Origin of the sequence: Aurantiacibacter zhengii, assembly GCF_003584125.1 — a bacterium.
GTDB lineage: Bacteria > Pseudomonadota > Alphaproteobacteria > Sphingomonadales > Sphingomonadaceae > Alteraurantiacibacter > Alteraurantiacibacter zhengii.
In genome coordinates this window covers 244,071-263,235 of the sequence record NZ_QXFL01000001.1, presented here as the reverse complement: position 1 = coordinate 263,235, position 19,165 = coordinate 244,071, and the positions used below count along the sequence as shown (strand labels likewise).

At 62.6% G+C, this 19,165-nt stretch carries 21 protein-coding genes; 6 read left to right on the top strand and 15 right to left on the bottom strand.

Annotated elements, in window-relative coordinates; genetic code table 11:
- Window positions 1–31 precede the first annotated feature (31 nt).
- From D2V07_RS01280 to D2V07_RS01255, 6 genes are all read right to left on the bottom strand, one after another.
- The gene (locus D2V07_RS01280) at window positions 32–667 is read right to left on the bottom strand and encodes a ParA family protein (RefSeq protein ID WP_119584218.1); all 636 of its coding nucleotides are present in this window, start codon (window positions 665–667) and stop codon (window positions 32–34) included.
- A gap of 78 nt (window positions 668–745) precedes the next feature.
- Window positions 746–1,297 (bottom strand): pseudouridine synthase, encoded by a 552-nt coding sequence (locus tag D2V07_RS01275; protein WP_119584217.1) that lies wholly within the window; start codon window positions 1,295–1,297, stop codon window positions 746–748.
- 19 nt (window positions 1,298–1,316) lie between these two features.
- Complete coding sequence (locus tag D2V07_RS01270) at window positions 1,317–1,841, bottom strand: DUF2059 domain-containing protein (RefSeq protein WP_119584216.1); 525 nt, start codon at window positions 1,839–1,841, stop codon at window positions 1,317–1,319.
- Window positions 1,842–1,900: 59 nt separating this feature from the next.
- Window positions 1,901–3,931, bottom strand: a complete 2,031-nt coding sequence (rpoD, locus tag D2V07_RS01265) for an RNA polymerase sigma factor RpoD (protein ID WP_119584215.1) — start codon at window positions 3,929–3,931, stop codon at window positions 1,901–1,903.
- An 8-nt stretch (window positions 3,932–3,939) separates the two neighbouring features.
- Window positions 3,940–5,847, bottom strand: coding sequence for a DNA primase (gene dnaG, locus D2V07_RS01260; RefSeq protein WP_119584214.1), 1,908 nt, complete (start codon window positions 5,845–5,847; stop codon window positions 3,940–3,942).
- Between the two features lie 74 nt (window positions 5,848–5,921).
- Window positions 5,922–6,371 carry a GatB/YqeY domain-containing protein gene (locus D2V07_RS01255; protein WP_119584213.1) on the bottom strand — a complete coding sequence of 150 codons (450 nt, stop codon included), beginning with the start codon at window positions 6,369–6,371 and terminating at the stop codon, window positions 5,922–5,924.
- 153 nt (window positions 6,372–6,524) lie between these two features.
- On the opposite strand from D2V07_RS01255, the gene carA reads away from it, so the two are divergent.
- The 4 genes from carA to greA all read left to right on the top strand — a co-directional run bounded on the left by carA (window position 6,525) and on the right by greA (window position 11,845).
- Window positions 6,525–7,703, top strand: a complete 1,179-nt coding sequence (gene carA, locus D2V07_RS01250) for a glutamine-hydrolyzing carbamoyl-phosphate synthase small subunit (RefSeq protein ID WP_119584212.1) — start codon at window positions 6,525–6,527, stop codon at window positions 7,701–7,703.
- Window positions 7,704–7,713: 10 nt separating this feature from the next.
- Window positions 7,714–7,941: a methionyl-tRNA formyltransferase gene (locus D2V07_RS18780; protein WP_119584211.1), complete on the top strand. Its 228-nt coding sequence runs from the start codon at window positions 7,714–7,716 to the stop codon at window positions 7,939–7,941.
- A complete protein-coding gene (gene carB, locus D2V07_RS01240) occupies window positions 7,941–11,264 on the top strand; it encodes a carbamoyl-phosphate synthase large subunit (RefSeq protein ID WP_119584210.1) in 3,324 nt (1,107 codons plus the stop codon). The genes D2V07_RS18780 and carB overlap by 1 nt, the downstream gene beginning before the upstream one ends.
- Window positions 11,265–11,377: 113 nt before the next feature.
- The gene (gene greA / locus D2V07_RS01235) at window positions 11,378–11,845 is read left to right on the top strand and encodes a transcription elongation factor GreA (RefSeq protein WP_119584209.1); all 468 of its coding nucleotides are present in this window, start codon (window positions 11,378–11,380) and stop codon (window positions 11,843–11,845) included.
- Between the two features lie 63 nt (window positions 11,846–11,908).
- On the opposite strand, the gene D2V07_RS01230 is transcribed toward greA, so the two are convergent.
- The 5 genes from D2V07_RS01230 to D2V07_RS01210 all read right to left on the bottom strand — a co-directional run bounded on the left by D2V07_RS01230 (window position 11,909) and on the right by D2V07_RS01210 (window position 14,149).
- Window positions 11,909–12,148, bottom strand: coding sequence for a DUF4170 domain-containing protein (locus D2V07_RS01230; protein WP_119584208.1), 240 nt, complete (start codon window positions 12,146–12,148; stop codon window positions 11,909–11,911).
- 106 nt (window positions 12,149–12,254) lie between these two features.
- A complete protein-coding gene (locus D2V07_RS01225) occupies window positions 12,255–12,746 on the bottom strand; it encodes a hypothetical protein (protein ID WP_119584207.1) in 492 nt (163 codons plus the stop codon).
- 25 nt (window positions 12,747–12,771) lie between these two features.
- Window positions 12,772–13,137 (bottom strand): hypothetical protein, encoded by a 366-nt coding sequence (locus D2V07_RS01220; RefSeq protein WP_119584206.1) that lies wholly within the window; start codon window positions 13,135–13,137, stop codon window positions 12,772–12,774.
- Entirely contained in the window at window positions 13,130–13,591 is a 462-nt protein-coding gene (locus D2V07_RS01215; RefSeq protein ID WP_119584205.1) for a phage holin family protein, read from the bottom strand. The genes D2V07_RS01220 and D2V07_RS01215 overlap by 8 nt, the downstream gene beginning before the upstream one ends.
- Window positions 13,592–13,597: 6 nt before the next feature.
- A complete protein-coding gene (locus D2V07_RS01210; RefSeq protein WP_233548191.1) occupies window positions 13,598–14,149 on the bottom strand; it encodes a hypothetical protein in 552 nt (183 codons plus the stop codon).
- Window positions 14,150–14,300: 151 nt separating this feature from the next.
- Between D2V07_RS01210 and eno the strand changes: the two genes are divergently transcribed.
- Together eno and D2V07_RS01200 are read left to right on the top strand one after the other, a co-directional pair.
- Window positions 14,301–15,587 (top strand): phosphopyruvate hydratase, encoded by a 1,287-nt coding sequence (eno, locus tag D2V07_RS01205; RefSeq protein WP_119584204.1) that lies wholly within the window; start codon window positions 14,301–14,303, stop codon window positions 15,585–15,587.
- The gene (locus D2V07_RS01200) at window positions 15,584–15,946 is read left to right on the top strand and encodes a DUF7079 family protein (RefSeq protein ID WP_119584203.1); all 363 of its coding nucleotides are present in this window, start codon (window positions 15,584–15,586) and stop codon (window positions 15,944–15,946) included. Before eno ends, D2V07_RS01200 begins: the two co-directional genes overlap by 4 nt.
- Window positions 15,947–15,955: 9 nt before the next feature.
- On the opposite strand, the gene D2V07_RS01195 is transcribed toward D2V07_RS01200, so the two are convergent.
- The 4 genes from D2V07_RS01195 to ribB form a co-directional block, all read right to left on the bottom strand.
- On the bottom strand, window positions 15,956–16,204 hold the full coding sequence (locus D2V07_RS01195; protein WP_119584202.1) for a hypothetical protein: 249 nt from the start codon (window positions 16,202–16,204) through the stop codon (window positions 15,956–15,958).
- A 235-nt stretch (window positions 16,205–16,439) separates the two neighbouring features.
- Window positions 16,440–17,414: an aldo/keto reductase gene (locus D2V07_RS01190; RefSeq protein ID WP_119584201.1), complete on the bottom strand. Its 975-nt coding sequence runs from the start codon at window positions 17,412–17,414 to the stop codon at window positions 16,440–16,442.
- Window positions 17,411–17,830, bottom strand: a complete 420-nt coding sequence (ribH, locus tag D2V07_RS01185; protein WP_119584200.1) for a 6,7-dimethyl-8-ribityllumazine synthase — start codon at window positions 17,828–17,830, stop codon at window positions 17,411–17,413. Before ribH ends, D2V07_RS01190 begins: the two co-directional genes overlap by 4 nt.
- Window positions 17,830–19,125, bottom strand: coding sequence for a 3,4-dihydroxy-2-butanone-4-phosphate synthase (gene ribB / locus D2V07_RS01180; protein WP_119584199.1), 1,296 nt, complete (start codon window positions 19,123–19,125; stop codon window positions 17,830–17,832). The genes ribH and ribB overlap by 1 nt, the downstream gene beginning before the upstream one ends.
- Between the last annotated feature and the right edge of the window lie 40 nt (window positions 19,126–19,165).

Sequence of the window (19,165 nt, the reverse complement as noted above, 5' to 3'; positions counted from 1 at the left end):
AGCCGGAAATTCCGAAATATATCAGCCCAGTTCAGCCGAGTGTCTTCCTGACCCATTTCCAAAGGGCTTCCACCTCCAGTGCCGCCTTGCCCGCAGCGTCGATCTCGCTGGCGACTTCGCCGCTGGACGAGGAGCGATGGAAGTCGGCGCGTTCGCCGAAGGTGACCGGGCAGGTCTTCAGGCCCATCCTGTCTGCCGCCTCATGCGCCTCTGCCACCATCTTCGTGGCGCGGGCAGGCACGCCGTTCAGGACCACGTGGGCGGGAGTGCCGGTGAAGGTCACCATGTCGGCAATGCCTTCCAGCGCATGCAGGTCGAACGCACGGGGCCGGGTGGGGATGAGCACGAGATCTGCGGCCTTTATGGCCTCTCGCATGGCAGCTTCGGCATGGGGAGGGGTGTCGATCACCACCAGTTCCAGCCCCTCGCGGCCCGCGTTTGCGATCGTCCGCGCAAGGCGGGCGGGCGGGCTGGTGACCACGGCGGGAAGGAAATCGCCGCGCCAGTCTCCCCACGCGGCAGCCGTGGCCTGGGGATCGGTATCGATCACGCAGGCAGGCATCTTCTTCTGCACGGCAATGGTTGCCAGATGCAGGGCGAGCGTGGTCTTGCCCGAGCCGCCCTTCTGGCTGACGATGGCGATAACCCTGGGACTGGAAACTGGCACGAAGAGCGCTCCTGCAATGGAAAGTATTGCTCTCCTCTCTCGGCACGGGGTTATGTCAGGGGATCAAGGCGCCGTCCATCACTTGTGTGCTGCATCGCACCATTTTCCGGGTTCGACACCCGAAAGGTTCCATTCGCCAATGCTCCAGCGCACCAGCCGCAGGGTGGGATGCCCCACGGCTGCTGTCATACGGCGCACCTGCCGGTTGCGCCCTTCACGTATGGTCAGGCGCAGCCACGTATCGGGCACGGACTTGCGGAAACGCACCGGCGGGTCGCGCGGCCAAAGTTGCGGATCGGCGATGATCTCGGCGCGGGCAGGGCGGGTCGGCCCGTCCTTCAGTTCGACGCCTGAGCAAAGCTGCCGGATGGCGGCCTCGTCCGGAACGCCCTCTACCTGGACAAGGTAGGTCTTGGGCAGCTTGAACCTCGGATCGGCGATGCGGGCCTGCAATTTGCCGTCGTCGGTCAGCAGAAGCAGTCCTTCGCTGTCGCGGTCTAGCCGGCCAGCAGGATAGACGCCGGGAACGTCGATGTAGTCCGAAAGGGTGGCGCGCTGCGTCGGGCTGCCCCGGTCGGTAAACTGGGACAACACGTTCATCGGTTTGTTGAAGAGGATCAGGCGCGACATTGCCGGCGGCCCGTCCGGCTTACTGCGCCTCGGCGATTTCCGACAAACCCCTAATCAGGTCCGGCATGCGATCCTGCATCAGTGCCATCGATTCGTCTATGTAGGCCTGGTTTGCGCTGGCGAAAGCCGGATCGCTGATGACGTCGGTGGATTTCATCAAGAAAGTCCTGCCCGTGTCGGTCTGCACAAATGTCAGGATGTCGCGCAACTCATTTTCGCTAAAGATATTGGCGTAGGATTCGGCCCATGCCTGCATTATAGCCGGTATGTGGCGGCGCAGGATGTCCCTCTGCTGACTCGTCACCGTTGCCTGCCAGTCATGGAGGACCTTGCGCGCGCCCGCTGGCAGGTCACCCATCTGCTGAATGACCGAGGCCATGACCTGCTGCTCCATCTGCTCGCTGACGGCCATGAACATCGGTTCGCGAGTGTCCTGAGGGTAGGCGGTATCGATGATCTCGCTCGCCAGTTGCAGCTCTACAGAGCTGATGGATGCGGCAGGGCTCTCCTGGGCCTGCGCGACCGAGGGCACGGCAAGGGACATTGCCGCGATGGCACAAACACAGGCGAACTTCATGGCGATCCCTTCGGTAACTGCCGAACCTACTGGTCGAGGAACGAGCGCATCTTGCGGCTGCGACTCGGGTGCTTGAGCTTGCGCAGCGCCTTTGCCTCGATCTGGCGGATACGTTCGCGGGTCACCGAGAACTGCTGCCCGACTTCCTCAAGCGTGTGATCGGTGTTCATGCCGATGCCGAACCGCATGCGCAGCACGCGTTCCTCACGCGGGGTGAGCGAGGCCAGCACGCGGGTGACGGTTTCCTTGAGGTTCGCCTGGATCGCGGCATCGACCGGGATGATGGCGTTCTTGTCCTCGATGAAATCACCCAGGTGCGAATCTTCCTCGTCGCCGATCGGCGTTTCGAGGCTGATCGGTTCCTTGGCGATCTTCATCACCTTGCGGACCTTTTCCAGCGGCATGGAAAGGCGCTCTGCCATTTCCTCCGGCGTGGGTTCGCGGCCCTGCTCGTGCAGGAACTGGCGACTGGTGCGCACCAGCTTGTTGATCGTCTCGATCATGTGGACCGGGATACGGATCGTGCGCGCCTGGTCCGCGATAGAGCGGGTAATCGCCTGCCGGATCCACCAGGTGGCATAGGTGCTGAATTTGTACCCGCGGCGGTACTCGAACTTGTCGACCGCCTTCATCAGGCCGATGTTGCCTTCCTGGATCAGGTCCAGGAATTGCAGTCCGCGGTTGGTGTATTTCTTGGCGATGGAGATAACCAGGCGCAGGTTCGCCTCGACCATTTCCTTCTTGGCGATACGCGCCTCGCGCTCGCCCTTCTGCACCATGTTCACGATGCGGCGGAATTCATCGAGGCTCATGCCCGTCTGGCTGGCAATGTCGGCGATTTCTGCGCGAATGCGCTCAACCGCGTCGGCTTCCTTCTCGGCGAAGGCGGCCCACTTCTTGTCCTTCTTCGACTTGTCGGCCAGCCAGTTCTCGTCCAGCTCGTTACCGACGTAGCTGTTGAGAAAATCAATCCGCTTCACCTTGTGCCGTTCGGCAAGGCGCAGCATCTGGCCTCCCAGCGCCGTCAGGCGGCGGTTGAAGGCGTAGAGGTTGTCGACCAGGTACTCGATCTTGGTCGCGTGGAACTGCACGGACTCGACCTCTGCCGTCAGCTCTTCGCGCAGCGATTCGTAGCGGTTTTCCTTGGCCTTGGGGAACTCATCCCCTGCGGCCAGCACGTCGACACGCTCGGCCTGCAGCTTTTCGAACTTCTTGAACAGGTCGGTGATACGGGCGAACCGCTCCAGCGCGTCCGGCTTCAGCGCGGCTTCCATCTGGGCGAGAGACATGGTGTTGTCTTCCTCGTCGTCATCCTCGCGCTTGCGGGAAGAGCCTTCGCCGTCCTCGTCGTCGCCATCCTCGCTGTTGTCGTCGTCATCGTCATCATCGTCGTCGCGGATGGTGGGACCGGCGGTCTCCTCGGAAATCTCGCCATCGTCGTCGTCCTCACCCTCTTCCATCTTGTCGACGGGCGGTTCCTTCGACAGCATGGCATCGAGATCGAGGATCTCGCGCAGCTGCATTTCCTCGGAATTGAGCGCTTCGGACCACATGATGATTGCGTGGAAAGTGATCGGGCTTTCGCACAGGCCCATGATCATGGTGTCGCGACCGGCCTCGATGCGCTTGGCAATGGCGATCTCACCCTCGCGGCTGAGCAGTTCCACCGCGCCCATTTCGCGCAGGTACATGCGCACCGGATCGTCCGTGCGGCCTTCACCGGCGGTGGACTTCTTCTTTTCCGGGACATTCTGCTTGGCGTTAGAATCCTGCGATTCCGATCCGGTGGGCGCGATTTCCTCCGGACCGTCGTCATCATCCTCGTCGTCGGCCTCTTCGGCGTTCTCGACGATCTGCACGCCCATGTCGGAAAGCGCGGTCTGGATGTCCTCGATCTGGTCGGCGCTCATCTGGTCGCTGGGCAGCGCGTCGTTCAGCTCATCATAGGTGATGTAGCCCTTGCGCTTTGCCTTCGCGATCATCTTCTTGATCGACGCCTCGTTCAGGTCGATCAGCGGAGCATCGTCGTTCTGCTTCTTCTTGGCCTTGGACGCCATAGGAGTTGTTAATCCGTTTCCTGTTCGGTGGCCGGCAGTTCACCGGCCTCCTCATCTTGTGTTTCCAGCGCCTGCGACGCGGCGCGCTTTCGTGCCATTTGCCCGAGTCGCGAATCGATTTCCAGCTTTCGTTTACGCAGGCGCTGCTGCTCTGCAAACGCACCCTCTGGATCTGAATCGAAACGACGGGTGGCCTCTACAATTGCCGCCTCTAGTGCTGGCCTTTCGACCAACAGGGCAACGGCTTCGGCCAGATCCTCTCGCGCCTCGTCCGGATCTGGGCCCTCCATCAGGAAGGAAAAACGGGTGTTATCCGGTGCAGGCGGCAGGCTGTCATTCACCGATATGGGCGAATTTCCGGAGGCTTCAAGCTCTTGCGCGTGATCGAGCAGAAAATTCACCGCCTGCGCCAATTTCGCATCACCCGTGGAGAGGCCCAGCAAGGCATCGGCGTGGCGGTGGATCTCCCCCGGATGGCGGGCCAGCCCGTTCAGGACTGCGGAGGTCAGCATGTCGCGGAAAGCGCCGGTTGTCGCTCTTCGCAGGCGCTGGGTGACATGCGGCGGGGTGCGCTGCGGGGCGTTGCGGTCGAACGGGCGGTTGCCGCGAAAGCCGCCCTTCTGGAACTCGCCCCGCTTCTGAAAATCCCTGGGCGGGTAGGCAAAGGTGCCATACCGGTCCAGCAGCTCGCGGCGGTAGAGGGAGCGGATATCGGGATGCTGGATAGCCTCGGTATGCTCGATCAGGCGCGCCTTCAGGCCGGCCTTGTCCTCGGGAGAGGCGAGGGGCGATGCGTCGCGCTCGTGCTCCCACACAAGGTCCAGCAGCGACTTGGGCTCTTCCAACAGCTTGTCCATGCCCTTGCGCCCGTCGCTCTTGATCAGATCGTCCGGGTCAAGGCCCGAGGGCAATTGCACCACACGCAGTGAATGGCCGGGGCGCAGCAGGGGCAGGGCGCGTTCCGCAGCCCGCATGGCGGCGCGGGTGCCCGCCTTGTCGCCATCGAAACACAGCACCGGCTTGTCCGCCATGCGCCAGAGCAGTTCGATCTGCTGTTCGGTAAGCGCGGTGCCCATCGGGGCGACGGCATCCTCGATACCGGCAGCGGCCAGCGCGATCACGTCCATGTATCCCTCGGCCACGATCACGCGGTCAGTCTTGCGAGAAGCGGTGGCGGCGCGGTGCAAGTTGTAGAGCGTGCGGCCCTTGTCGAACAACGGCGTGTCCGGGCTGTTGAGATATTTCGCAACGCCGTCCCGGTCCTGCAAGATACGCCCGCCGAACGCGATCACCCGCTCCCGCGCATCCTGGATCGGTAGCATCACGCGGCCGCGAAAGCGCGAGTAGGGCACCTTGTCCTCGACCTCGATCAGCAGTCCCGCCTCGATCAGCAGCCGCTCGTCGAACGTCTCCAGCGCTTTCCTGATCGCCTGCTTGTCGTCCGGCGCCCAGCCAAAGCCGAAGCGGCGGATGGTGTGTTCGCTGAACCCCCGCCGTTCGAGATAGGCCCGCGCCTGTTGCCCCGCGGGGGAGGCAAGCTGGCTGACGAACCATTCCTGCGCCGCAGCCATCACGTCATGTAATGTCGCGCGCTGCTCTGCCCGCTGCGCCGCGCGCGGATCGGGGGCGGGCACTTCCATCCCGGCTTCGGAGGCAAGCTCCTTCACCGCATCCATGAACGGGAGGCCGTGCTGCTCCATCATCCAGTCGATCGCGCCGCCGTGCTGCTGGCAGCCGAAGCAGTGGTAGAACCCCTTCTGGTCGTTGACGTAGAAGCTGGGCGTGTTTTCCGAATGGAACGGGCAGCACGCCTTCCACTCGCGCCCGGCGCGCTGCAACTTCACCGTCCGCTGGATCAGCGTGGACAGCGTGATCCTGCCTTTCAGTTCATCCAGCCATTGGGGAGAGAGCGCCATGGCTGCATCCTAACCAAGCGGGCGATTCGCCGCGAGGGGGCGAGACACAATCTGTGGAGGGCGGGGGATAAACCCTAGCTGAGCGATTCCTTCACCCAGCCGCTGGCCCGGCCCATGTCGAGCTGGGTGCCATGGCGGGCCTTCAGTTCGCCCATCACCTTGCCCATGTCCTTCATGCCCTCGGCTCCGGTCTCGGACTTGATCTGCTCGATGGCGGCTTTGGTCTCTGCCTCGCTCATCTGCTGGGGCAGGAATTCCTCGATCACGGTTAGTTCGCCCCGTTCCTGGGCTGCCAGCTCCTCGCGCCCGCCATCCTCGTACATCTGGATCGATTCGCGGCGCTGCTTGGCCATCTTCTGCAGCACGTCGATCACCAGCGCGTCATCATCGGCAACGTCCTTGCCGCGCATCTCGATGTCGCGGTCCTTAATCTTGGCGGAGATCAGACGAAGGGCGGCGGTGCGTTCCTTGTCCTTGGCCTTCATGGCGGTGACGGTTTCGGCCTTGATGGTATCGCGGATCATGATGTTCTCTTGTGCAGGGAATGGAAGTTTCGAGGCCCCATGTAGGGCCGGGAAAAATAAAGCCAAGCCTCGCGCTTGACGCATGACCGGCTGGCCTCTAGCGGCTGGGACTTAGCACACATCGTCGGTCCACTGATTCAACGGGAGCCACCCATGGCCTTTCTCGCCTCTTCGTCTGCGCCCAAGGGAGCAACGGGTGTTCTTGTTCTTGCCGACGGCACCATCGTGTGGGGCAAGGGTTTCGGCGCCACCGGCAGCGCGGTGGGCGAAGTCTGCTTCAACACCGCGATGACGGGCTACCAGGAAGTGATGACGGACCCGAGCTACGCGGCCCAGATCGTCAACTTTACTTTCCCCCACATCGGCAACGTCGGCACGAATGACGAGGATTACGAAAGCCGCGTCGAGGGCGCGGTCGGCTGCATCGTGCGCGAGGAAGTGACGCGCCAGTCCAACTTCCGCTCCGAAGGCGAGTTCGTGGAATGGATGGCGAAGATGGGCAAAATCGGCCTTGCCGGCGTCGACACCCGCGCGCTGACCCGCCGCATCCGCCTGTCGGGCGCGCCCAATGCGGTGATCGCGCACGATCCGAAGGGCAATTTCGATATCGACGCCCTGCTGCAGCGCGCGCAGGAATGGCCGGGGCTGGAGGGCATGGACCTCGCCCAGCGCGTTTCTCGCGAGCACCAGGAGGACTGGGAAGGCGGCTACTGGCGGCTGGGCCACGGCTATGGCCGCGCATCCCGGGACGCGAAGCCGCATGTCGTTGCCATCGACTATGGCAGCAAGGACAACATCTTCCGTAACCTCGTGAAAGCGGGCGCGCGGGTCACGGTGGTTCCGGCGAGGACTTCGCTGGAAGACATCACGGCGCTGAAGCCAGACGGCGTGTTTCTCTCCAACGGCCCCGGCGACCCGGCGGCGACGGGCGAATACGCGGTGCCGGTAATCAAGGCGCTGCTGGATGCGGACATGCCGCTGTTCGGCATATGCCTCGGCCACCAGATGCTGGCGCTGGCAGCGGGCGCGAAGACGGTGAAGATGCACCAGGGCCACCGCGGCGCGAACCACCCGGTTCAGCGCGTGGGCGAAAGCTGGGGCGAAACCCGCGACCTCGTCGAAATCACCTCGATGAACCACGGCTTTGCGGTGGATGGCGACACCCTGCCCGCAGGCGTGGAGCAGACGCACGTCTCGCTGTTCGACGGCAGCAACTGCGGCATCGCGATCAGCGGCAAGAAGGCGTTCGGGGTGCAGTACCACCCCGAGGCATCGCCAGGACCGCAGGACAGCTTCTACCTGTTCGAGAAGTTTGTGGGGATGTTGGGCTAGGAGATTTGGAATGGCTGTAGTTCGAGAATTTGAACGCAAAGACTTGGATCGCAACTCTAAGCACTCCGAAGTCGACGCTACGATTAGCTTGGTCGAGGACGAGACTGGCGAGAAGTTTATTCAGATCGATACCTACGGCTCGAAAACACGAGCTATTCCTGGGAAAGTTTCCCAAAGTCTACGCCTCTCGAAATCGGCGTATGATCAACTTGTAAGCGAAGGTGGCAAGCACTTCTAATGCCCAAACGCACTGACATCTCCTCCATCCTCGTCATTGGCGCTGGTCCGATCATCATCGGGCAGGCCTGCGAGTTCGACTATTCCGGCACCCAGGCGATCAAGGCGCTGAAGGAGGACGGCTACCGCGTCATCCTGGTCAATTCCAATCCAGCCACCATCATGACCGACCCGGAATTTGCCGACGCGACCTATATCGAGCCGATCACGCCGGAAATCGTCGCCAAGATCATCTCCAAGGAAAAGCCCGATGCGGTGCTGCCCACGATGGGCGGGCAGACGGCACTGAACTGCGCGCTGAAGCTGGAGGAGATGGGCGTCCTCAAGCAGCACGGCGTGGAGATGATTGGGGCGAGGGCGGATGCCATCGACAAGGCCGAGAACCGCCAGCGCTTCCGCGAGGCGATGGACAAGATCGGCCTCGAGAGCGCACGCAGCGGCGTGGCGCACACGCTGGCCGAGGCATACGAGGTGCTGGAGCGCACCGGCCTGCCATCCATCATCCGTCCCAGCTTCACGATGGGCGGCACCGGCGGCGGCGTGGCTTACAACAAGGCGGAGTTCGAGCGGATCGTGAAAAGCGGCCTCGACGCCAGTCCCACGACAGAGGTGCTGATCGAGGAAAGCCTGCTCGGCTGGAAAGAATACGAGATGGAGGTCGTCCGCGACAGGAACGACAACTGCATCATCGTCTGCTCCATCGAGAACGTCGACCCGATGGGGGTCCACACGGGCGATTCCATCACCGTCGCGCCAGCCCTGACGCTGACGGACAAGGAATACCAGATCATGCGCAACGCCAGCATCAATGTGCTGCGCGAAATCGGCGTGGAAACAGGGGGTTCGAACGTACAGTTCGCAGTCAATCCCGCTGATGGCCGCCTGATCGTGATCGAGATGAACCCGCGTGTCTCGCGCTCATCCGCGCTGGCATCCAAGGCGACCGGCTTTCCCATCGCCCGCGTCGCGGCGAAGCTGGCCGTGGGCTACACGCTGGACGAGATCACCAACGAAATCACCGGCGCAACGCCCGCCAGTTTCGAGCCGACGATCGACTACGTCGTCACCAAGATCCCGCGCTTTGCGTTCGAGAAGTTCAAGGGTGCGGACAACCACCTTTCCACCGCGATGAAGTCCGTCGGCGAAGTCATGGCCATCGGCCGCAACTTCAAGGAATCGATGCAGAAGGCGTTGCGCGGCCTGGAAACCGGGCTGGACGGGTTCAACCGCGTGGTGGAACTGGAAGGCAAAAGCCGCGACGTGATTACCGCCGCGCTCAGCCAGGCGACGCCCGACCGCATCCTCCACATCGCGCAGGCCTTCCGCGAAGGCTTCACCGTGGAAGAGGTGCAGGCGATCACCTTCTACGATCCGTGGTTCCTACGCCATATCGAGGAGATCATCTACGAAGAGAAGATGATCGGGGCAGAGGGCCTGCCCAACAATGCTGCCGAACTGCGCCGCCTGAAAGCCATGGGCTTTTCCGACAAGCGGTTGGCGACGCTGGCCGTGCGCTCCGTTGGTGTGGCGGGTGGCCTGGGGGAAACGCAGGCCAAGCGTTCGGGCCTGCTGCACGACGCGCTGCGCGCCATGGCCGGTGCCACCAGCGAGGACGAGGTGCGCAAGCTGCGCCAGAAGCTGGGCGTGCTGCCGGTGTTCAAGCGCATCGACAGCTGCGCCGCCGAGTTCGAGGCGATCACGCCGTACATGTACTCGACCTACGAAGCGCCGTCGTTCGGTGAGCCTGAAAACGAGGCCTGGCCCAGCGATCGCGAGAAAATCGTTATCCTGGGCGGCGGGCCGAACCGGATCGGGCAGGGTATCGAGTTCGACTATTGCTGCGTTCACGCCTGCTTCGCGCTCTCCGAAGCGGGTTACGAGACCATCATGGTCAACTGCAACCCGGAGACGGTTTCGACCGACTACGATACGTCCGACCGCCTCTATTTCGAGCCGCTGACGGCTGAAGACGTGCTGGAAATCCTGCGCGTCGAGCATTCCAAGGGCACGCTGAAAGGCGTGATCGTGCAGTTCGGCGGGCAGACCCCGCTGAAGCTGGCCAGCGCGCTGGAGAAGGCAGGCATCCCGATCCTGGGCACTAGCCCCGATGCCATCGACCTTGCCGAAGACCGCGAACGCTTCGCGCGCCTCGTCAACAAGCTGAAGCTGAAGCAGCCCGAGAACGGCATTGCCTATTCGGAGCAGGAGGCGCTCGCCGTGGCGCACCGCATCGGATACCCCGTGCTGCTGCGCCCCAGCTACGTGTTGGGCGGCCGCGCGATGGAAATCGTGGATGGCGATGCGCAGCTCATCAACTACATCAACACCGCCGTCGAAGTGTCCGGCGACAGCCCCGTGCTGGTCGACCAGTACCTGCGCGATGCCGTGGAATGCGATGTCGACGCCCTGTGCGATGGCGACGACGTGGTGATCGCGGGCGTCATGCAGCACATCGAGGAAGCGGGCGTCCACTCGGGCGACAGTGCCTGCTCCCTGCCGCCCTACAGCCTGCCGCAGGACATTATCGACGAGATGGAACGCCAGGCCGATGCGCTCGCCCGCGCCTTGCAGGTGCGCGGCCTGATGAACGTGCAGTTCGCGGTGAAGGACGGCGAGGTCTACCTGATCGAGGTGAACCCGCGCGCCAGTCGCACCGTGCCCTTCGTCGCCAAGGCCAGCGGATCGCAGATCGCCAAGATCGCCGCCCGTGTAATGGCCGGCGAGATGCTGGCCGACCTGCCGAAGATCAAGCGCGACCTTGATTACGTGGCCGTGAAGGAAGCCGTGTTCCCCTTCGCCCGCTTCCCCGGATCGGACCCGGTCCTCACCCCGGAAATGAAGTCCACCGGCGAAGTGATGGGCATCGACCGCGATTTCGCCACCGCCTACGCCAAGTCGCAGATTGCAGAGGGCAGCGTGCTGCCGACCGAGGGCACGGTGTTCGTTTCCGTGAAGGACAGCGACAAGGCGAGCATCGTCGGCCCCGTGCAGCAACTGGTCGATTTCGGCTTCAAGGTGATCGCGACCGGCGGAACCGCCAGCTACCTGAAGGAACAGGGCCTGCCCGTCGAACGCGTCAACAAGGTGGCAGAGGGCCGCCCGCATATCGTGGACAAGCTGAGCGACGGCGAAGTGGCGCTGGTGTTCAACACCACCGAGGGCTGGCAGAGCCACAAGGACAGCCAGTCCATTCGCGCATCGGCGCTGGAAATGAAGGTGCCCTACTACACCACTGCCGCCGCATCGGCTGCCGCTGCGAACGCGATCGTGTCGGTAAATGCAGACGAACTTGAAGTGCGTTCGCTGCAGGACTATTATGGGTAGCGACTAGACACTCATTCTCCCGCATTCCGGCCTTTGCAGCCGCCCCAAGGGGCGGGGCAGGGCCGTTTTGACGGGAGCGCCCAAATCGGCGAGACAGGAAAGCAGGGAATACGATGCAGAAAGTGCCGATGCTGGCGGAAGGCTACGAGAAGCTGACCGCGGACCTGAAGGCATTGCGCGAAGAGCGCCCCCGGATCGTGGACGCGATCGAGGAAGCGCGCGCGCATGGCGACCTTTCGGAAAACGCCGAATATCACGCGGCGAAGGAACGCCAGGGCCAGGTCGAGGCGCAGATTGCAGATCTCGAGGACAAGACCAGCCGCGCCCAGATCATCGATCCCGCCACGCTGTCGGGTGACAAGGTGGTGTTCGGCGCCACCGTCACCCTGCTGGACGAGGATGACAAGCCGCTGACGTACCAGATCGTGGGCCAGGCAGAGAGCGATGCCAAGCGTGGCCGCGTCTCATACGAAAGCCCGCTGGCACGCGCCATCATCGGAAAGAGCGTGGGCGACGAGGTGGAAGTGACCGTGCCCAGCGGCGAAAAGTTCTACCTGATCGACAAGATCGAGTTCAAGTAAGCCGCGATACGACGTCGGATACGAAAAGCCCCGCATGATGCGGGGCTTTTTTGTTGGGGCCGATCACTTGCCGGGCAAGTCGGGCTCCAGCAGCTTGTGCAGATGGACGATCACGTATTTCATCTCCGCATCATCCACGGTGCGCTGCGCCCAGCCGCGCCAGGCTTCTTCCGCGCTTTCGAAATCGGGGAAGAAACCGACCACGTGAATATCTTTCAGGTCCTGGAATTCTGCCCCGCGCGGATCGACCACGCGGCCTCCTATCACCATATGGAGAAGCTGCTGTTCGTGCTCTTCGGACATTGGCCGCGCCTTTCGTTGCTGTTGAAAGTAAAAGTCCCCTTGGCTCTAGGCGATAGGCACCAGAGCGCAAGGGGACTTGTATCCCTGTTTCAGCCTTCGGCCGGGATTAGTGGCGGCTGAAGGCGCGAGCGATGCGCTTGCCCGTTTCGCGACCGGCGATACGCACGGCATCGCTGGCGCGGTCGGCCTGATAGTTGGCATTGCGGCGGATCGACCGTGCGCGGTCACCGATGGCATCACCGGCATCTTCTGCGCGCCGCGCGCCCGAACGGCCGACGTCTTTCGCGTCATCCAGCAGTTCGCTGGCGAATGCGGAAGCGATTTCAGCACCGATGGCGGCCAGGCCAACGGCCTTGGTACCACCGCGTACCGCTGCTTCGCGCGGGCGCTTGAACATGCCAGCGACCACGATGCCGAGCACGAGGCCACCAGCGGTCGCGGCAATCGGGTGTTCCTTCACGAAGCCGGTGAAAGCGTCACCTGCCTCGGAAGCCTTCGTGGCCACTCTCTGCGTGGTCGATTGCTCGGCCTTTTCCTGTTCGCGTGCCTGTGCGGCAGCGATGCGAGCCTTGATTTCGGCGCGTTTCGGGTCGTTCATGTCGGGTTCTCCGGAAATATTTGGTTCAATCTATGAAAGAACGGGCGTCTTCGGCCAATTGTTCCGCTTTATCAGCGGCCTTTTCGAAGAGACCCTTTTCATGGAACAGACCGTAGACAGCGTCTGACAGCCGATCGCGGAAAATCCAGCCGAGGAACGCGGCAATTCCGATAGCTAGGCCGGCGCCAACCTTGACGCGGTTCTCGTCGGCATATTCGGCGGTGTTCTCGGCAATGCCGGCAGCGCCTTCCTTCGCACGGCCCGCAATGCGGCTGCCAAGGCCCTTGTCGGCCATGTCGCCCTTCAGGAAGCCGAGATCGGCTTTTACCAGGCGCTTTGCAGCATTTCGCAGGGCGCGGTCTTCGCGCAACTGGTGTTGAAGGTCAGCCATGATCTGCCGGATCCTCGTTCTCTTTCATTGCGCCCATCATGGAATTCCACGCGGCAGCTGCCTTGCGTACCAGCAGGTAAGCAATCAGCAGGATGCCGAGGACCACTACGGCTGTAGCGCCCCATGCGGTTATCAGCGGGGTGAGGGCAATGATGAGGCCCACTGTGAGGCCGATCAGCGCCAGCACGGCGAGGAAAGCCGCAACCGCGCCGAACGCGACGGTCTTTTTCAGCCTGTCGGCTACGAAACCGGCGCGGGTCTTCTGGTAGGACAGCTCCGCATCGACATAGATGCGCGCATCTTCGACGAGCGCTTCCAGATCGTCTGCAAGTGAGCGTGTACCCGCAGTCTGCCCTGCGCCTGGCGCCGGGTCATCCTGCGGGTATTCGTGGCTCAGCGGTTCGCCACTGGCATGCAGCGGCTCAGCGCCGATGTTTTCGTCCCTGGCTTGCACCGCGACTTAGCGGAACAGGCGGGCAAAGAAGAAGCCGACGAGGGCGGCAAGGCCCACGGCGGTCGCCGGGCTGCGGCGGATCGCTTCACGCGATTCGTCCGCCAGTTCGTCCAGGCTCTTCTCGTCCAGCTTGCGGGCGTTGTCCTGCAGCGACTTCGATGCCGAGCGCGCATAGTCGCCATATTTCGGGCCAACCTTTTCATCCAGCGTGGCGGCGTTTTCGTCGATCACGCGGGACAGGCCGGTCAGCGCTTCGCTGGCCTTACGCTTGCCGTCGTTGGCAAGATCGCGCGACTTCACCTTCGCGTCGGACGACCAGTTGTCACCGCTGGTCTTGGCCTTGTTGCGATACTCGCTCGCGCGCAGCTTGGCTTCGTCGCCAAGAGCGGCGGCACCGGCCTTCGCTTCGTCAAGCGCAGCGTTGAAGCGCGACTTGGCTTCGGTGGTGTGCGGCGAAGCTGTCTTGGTGGTATCCGCGGTGGTTGTACCCACTGTATCGGTCGTGGTGGTTTCTACGACGGGCGTCGTCGTGGCGGTGGCGGGTTTCTTGGCAGCCATTGTCTGTTCCCTTCCTGAGATCTCGGGGTTTGTGGCCCTGTATCGTGTTATGGGGCTAAGACACCCCGGTTCAAGGCATTAACGCGTGTTGCAGTGCTAAGTTCCGGGCGATAGGAGGCATGCAAACACGATCCCCAGGAGACCATTTTTCATGACCGCCATCATCGACATCCATGCGCGCGAAATTCTCGATTCCCGGGGTAACCCCACGGTGGAAGTGGATATTCTGCTGGAGGATGGCAGCTTTGGCCGGGCCGCCGTGCCTTCCGGCGCATCCACCGGCGCGCACGAGGCGGTGGAACTGCGCGATGGCGACAAGGATCGCTATTTCGGCAAGGGCGTGAAGAAGGCCGTGAATGCCGTGAACGGCCCGATTTCCGATCTGCTGGTGCTTGGCCCCGATGCGGAAAACCAGCGCGATATCGACATGGCCCTGATCGACCTCGACGGCACTGACAACAAGAGCAAGCTGGGCGCGAATGCCATCCTGGGCGTGAGCCTGGCCGTGGCAAAGGCCGCCGCCAATTCGCGCGGTCTGCCGCTGTGGGCCTACACCGGGGGTGTGTCCGCCCACATGCTGCCGGTGCCGATGATGAACATCGTCAACGGCGGCGAGCATGCCGACAACCCCATCGACGTGCAGGAATTCATGGTGATGCCGGTGGGCGCCGATACGATTGCCGAAGCGGTGCGCTGGGGCAGCCAGATATTCCATACCCTGAAGAAGGGGCTGGGCGAAAAGGGCCTGGCGACCAGCGTGGGTGACGAGGGCGGCTTTGCACCCAACCTTGCCAGTACGCGCGATGCGCTGGACTTCATCATGACCAGCATCGAGAAGGCCGGGTTCACGCCGGGCGACGATGTGGTGCTGGCACTGGATTGCGCCTCCACAGAATTCTACCGCGACGGCAAGTACGAGATTTCGGGCGAAAAGCTCTCGCTCTCGGGCGACGAAATGGCCGCCTACCTTGCCAAGCTGTGCGAGGATTACCCGATCATGTCGATCGAGGACGGCATGGCCGAAGATGATTTCGACGGCTGGAAAGCGCTGACCGACATGATCGGCGACAAGGTTCAGCTGGTGGGGGACGACCTGTTCGTGACCAACCCCGAACGGCTGAAAATGGGCATCGAAAAGGGCCTCGCCAATTCACTGCTGGTGAAGGTCAACCAGATCGGCACGCTCACCGAAACGCTGACCGCCGTCGACATGGCGCACCGCGCCGGCTTCACCTCGGTGATGAGCCACCGTTCGGGCGAAACCGAGGACGCGACCATCGCCGACCTCGCGGTTGCCACCAACTGCGGCCAGATCAAGACCGGCTCGCTCGCGCGTTCGGACAGGCTCGCGAAATACAACCAGTTGATCCGCATCGAGGAAGAACTGGGCGACAGCGCGAAATACGCCGGGCGAGGCTGTTTCGGCAAGCTGGGGTGAAACCCGGCCCAGCGTCGATCGACGATCGCGCAGAGGCCTGGTCGGTGCTGGCAGACCTGTTCCTCGATACCTCGTTCGACGAAGCAGATCGCGATAGGATGGCAGCGCAGTTGCGTGCGCTGCCGTTCAGCGTAAACGAACTTGACGAGATGCTGCGCCGCGAAGTCGCCCCCGCATTTGCGGGGAACCTGTTCAGCATGGCAGGCGAGTGGACGGGCTGGCCGCCCGAATCTGCCGCTGAAATCGTACTAAGGGCGAAGCGGCCTCGCATCGGGCGTAATCTGCGCAACGGCGTCAAGGCAGCCTATGGCATGAGTATGGTGGCCGGAGAATGGCGGCGTATTTCCGCAAGGATCTGAGCCGCGTCCCTAGCTGTCGCTGTTCTTCGGGTGGAGCCAGTATTGCCAGACGCCCCAGGCATTGATCAGCAGCAGCACGAAATTCATCGCAGCAATCGGCATCGATCCGCCGGTCAGCCCGGAAACGATCCACGTTACCGAAACGAGGCAAAACAGGACGAAGCCCCATGCGGTAGCGCGGCGGCCCAGATCGAAAGCGATCAGGGACGCCGCCAGCATCGTGCCGATTGCGGCAATCCATTCGAGTGGTCCGTTCATATCAGCATGCACAATCGCCAGAACTCTGGTGGGTTCCGCATGCCGCTGATTTTCCTACATATCGTGACGATGAAAAGACCGCTGCAAATCCAACATGGTCACATTGCGGTGTGATCGAATGTGATCCATCGGCATCGCGCCAAGTGTATGCAGCGACCAGCCGCATTAGCGGTGCAGGCTGTTAGCCTCATGCCATGAAGGGTGCGCCGCCGGTTCACCCGCAGCGCGCATGGGTTCACTTGCCGCTCGTATCGTCCAGCGACTGTGTAAGCCGCGAAACCTGTTCGTCAGACAGCTCAAGACTGGTGAATTCAAGCAGCTGATCCAGCTGTTCCGCGTTGCGGGCGCTGGCGATCGGGGCGGGAATGCCGGGCTGGCGTACCAGCCAGGCCAGCGCGATGGCGGCAAGGCTCGCGCCGGTCTCGGCGGAAATGGCATCCATGACGGAAAGCACCGGCGGCCCGCTTTCGGCATAGTCCTTCGTCCGGTAGACACGCGCGCCGTCTTCGAAATCCTCCGGCTTGCGATACTTGCCGGTCAGGTAGCCCGCGGCCAGGCCGTAGAACGGCAGCATGGCGATCCCGCGCGACGTGCAGAGTTCTTGCAGGTCATCGCCATAGGAACCGCGCGAAACAAGATTGTACTGGTTTTGCAAGGCGGTAAACGGCGTCTTTCCGTTCGTTTCTGCGTAGGCGAGGGCGGCGCCGAGGCGCTCTGCATCGAAATTGGAAGCGCCCAGTGCGCGGACCTTACCCGTAGCCACCGCGCCCTCGAAAGCGTCGACGATCTGGCCGACTTCCATCTCCTCGAAATCGCGGTGGGCGTAATAAAGGTCCACGTAATCGGTTTGCAGCCGCTCGAGCGATGCATCGAGGTGAGCGAGGACTTCTTCCGGCCGGTAGAGATCGGGATCGCCCATCGACCCGGGATCGGACGGCGGCTTGCTGCTCAGCATGCCTGTCTTGGTGTGGATGCGCATGTCCTTGCGAACCCCGCGCGAGGACAGCCATTGGCCCAGGAACTTCTCGGACTCGCCGCCTTCGTGCCCGTCGATCCAGGCCGAATAGACATCGGCAGTATCGATCATGCGGCCCCCGGCTTCGTAGAACGCGTCGAGCACGGCAAGGCCCTGGTCTCCCTTCGCCGTCCAGCCGAAGACATTTCCGCCAAGCACGAGGGGCAGCCCGGCGAGGAAGCCGTGCGCACTCATGCGAACTTCTCGCGCAGCTCAAGCAGACGGATGGCAGCCTGCGCCGCTTCGCCGCCCTTGTTCTTCTGCGCAGGATCGGCCCGCACCAGCGCCTGCTGTTCGTTCTCGGTAGTTAGGATGCCGTTCCCGATGGCAATGCCGTCCATCGTAAGCGCCATGATTGCGCGGGCGCTTTCCCCGGCGACGATCTCGAAATGGTAGGTCTCGCCCCGGATCACCACGCCTATGGCGACGAAGCCGTCGTACTGGCCGCTCTCGGCTGCCATGGCGATCGCTCCGGGCAGTTCGAGGGCGCCGGGCACGGTAATCACGTCCACCTCGTGACCGGCATCCTTCAGCGCGCCCTTTGCACCTTCGATAAGCATGTCATTGAGATGCTCGTAAAACCGAGCTTCGACGATCAAAAAGCGGGCCATCAGGCGGTCTCCTCAAGGGTAATCGGGCGCTCGCCTACGATGGAGAGGCCATAGCCGTCCAGCCCGACAAGCGAGTGACTGGTGTTGGTGAGCAGGATCATGTCGCGCACGCCAAGCTCGGTCAGGATCTGCGCGCCCACGCCGTAGTCGCGCTGTTCTTCTGCCACATAAGGTTCCGCCTTGGCAGAGAGCCTGTGGACAGCGCGCGTGGCATAATCGGTAACCGGACGATTGATAAGGACCACCACGCCCGACCCTTCATCCGCGATCAGCCGCATCGCCCCTTCCAGCAGGTCGCGGCGTTCAGACTTGTTGGCAAAAACGTCGTCAAAAATGGATAGTGCGTGCATCCTCACGAGCGTAGGCTTCTCGCTGTCGATATGCCCTTTCACCAGGGTCAGGGTCTCCCCCTGTGTCGCCTTGTTGTAGAAGCTGATGGCGCGCCAGTCGCCACCCCATTCGCTGGTGAAACGCTCTTCCGCGCGCTTCTCCACGAGATGGTCGTTCTGGCGGCGATAGGCGATCAGGTCGCGGATGGTGCCGATCTTCAGGCCATGTTTCCGGGCGAAGCCGACCAGGTCTTCCAGCCGAGCCATCGAACCGTCGTCATTCATGATTTCGCAAATCACGCCGCTGGGGTTGAGTCCGGCAAGGCGTGAAATGTCGACTGCAGCCTCCGTATGGCCGGCGCGGACCAGCACTCCGCCTTCGCGGGCGACAAGCGGAAACACGTGGCCGGGGGTGACGATGTCATCGGCGCTCTTGCTCGCGTCGATGGCGACGGAAACGGTGCGCGCCCGGTCGCCCGCGCTGATGCCGGTGGTCACACCCTCACGTGCCTCGATGGAAACGGTGAAGGCGGTCTCGTGCCGCGTGCGATTCTTGCGGCTCATCAATTCAAGGCCCAGCGCATCGACCCGCTGGCGCGTCATGGCGAGGCAGATCAGGCCCCGGCCATAGGTCGCCATGAAGTTCACCGCGTCGGGCGTGGCCATTTGCGCCGGAATGATAAGGTCGCCCTCGTTCTCGCGGTCCTCGTCATCCACCAGAATGTACATGCGTCCGTTGCGCGCTTCCTCGATGATCTCCTCGATGCCGACCAAGACGGGCGAGTCATCGTTCTCGGTCAGGAAGCGATCGAGCTTGTTCAGCGTATCGGAGGTCGGGTTCCACCCATCCTCGTTGCAATCGCGCAGGGTGTTGGCATGCAGACCGGCGGCGCGGGCGAGCCCGGCGCGGGTCATTTTTCCGCCCGCAATGATCTCGCGGACTCGGGCAATAATAATGTCGCTCATTCCGGGCCTCTATCACACTGCAATGTGATCGCAAGTCTTG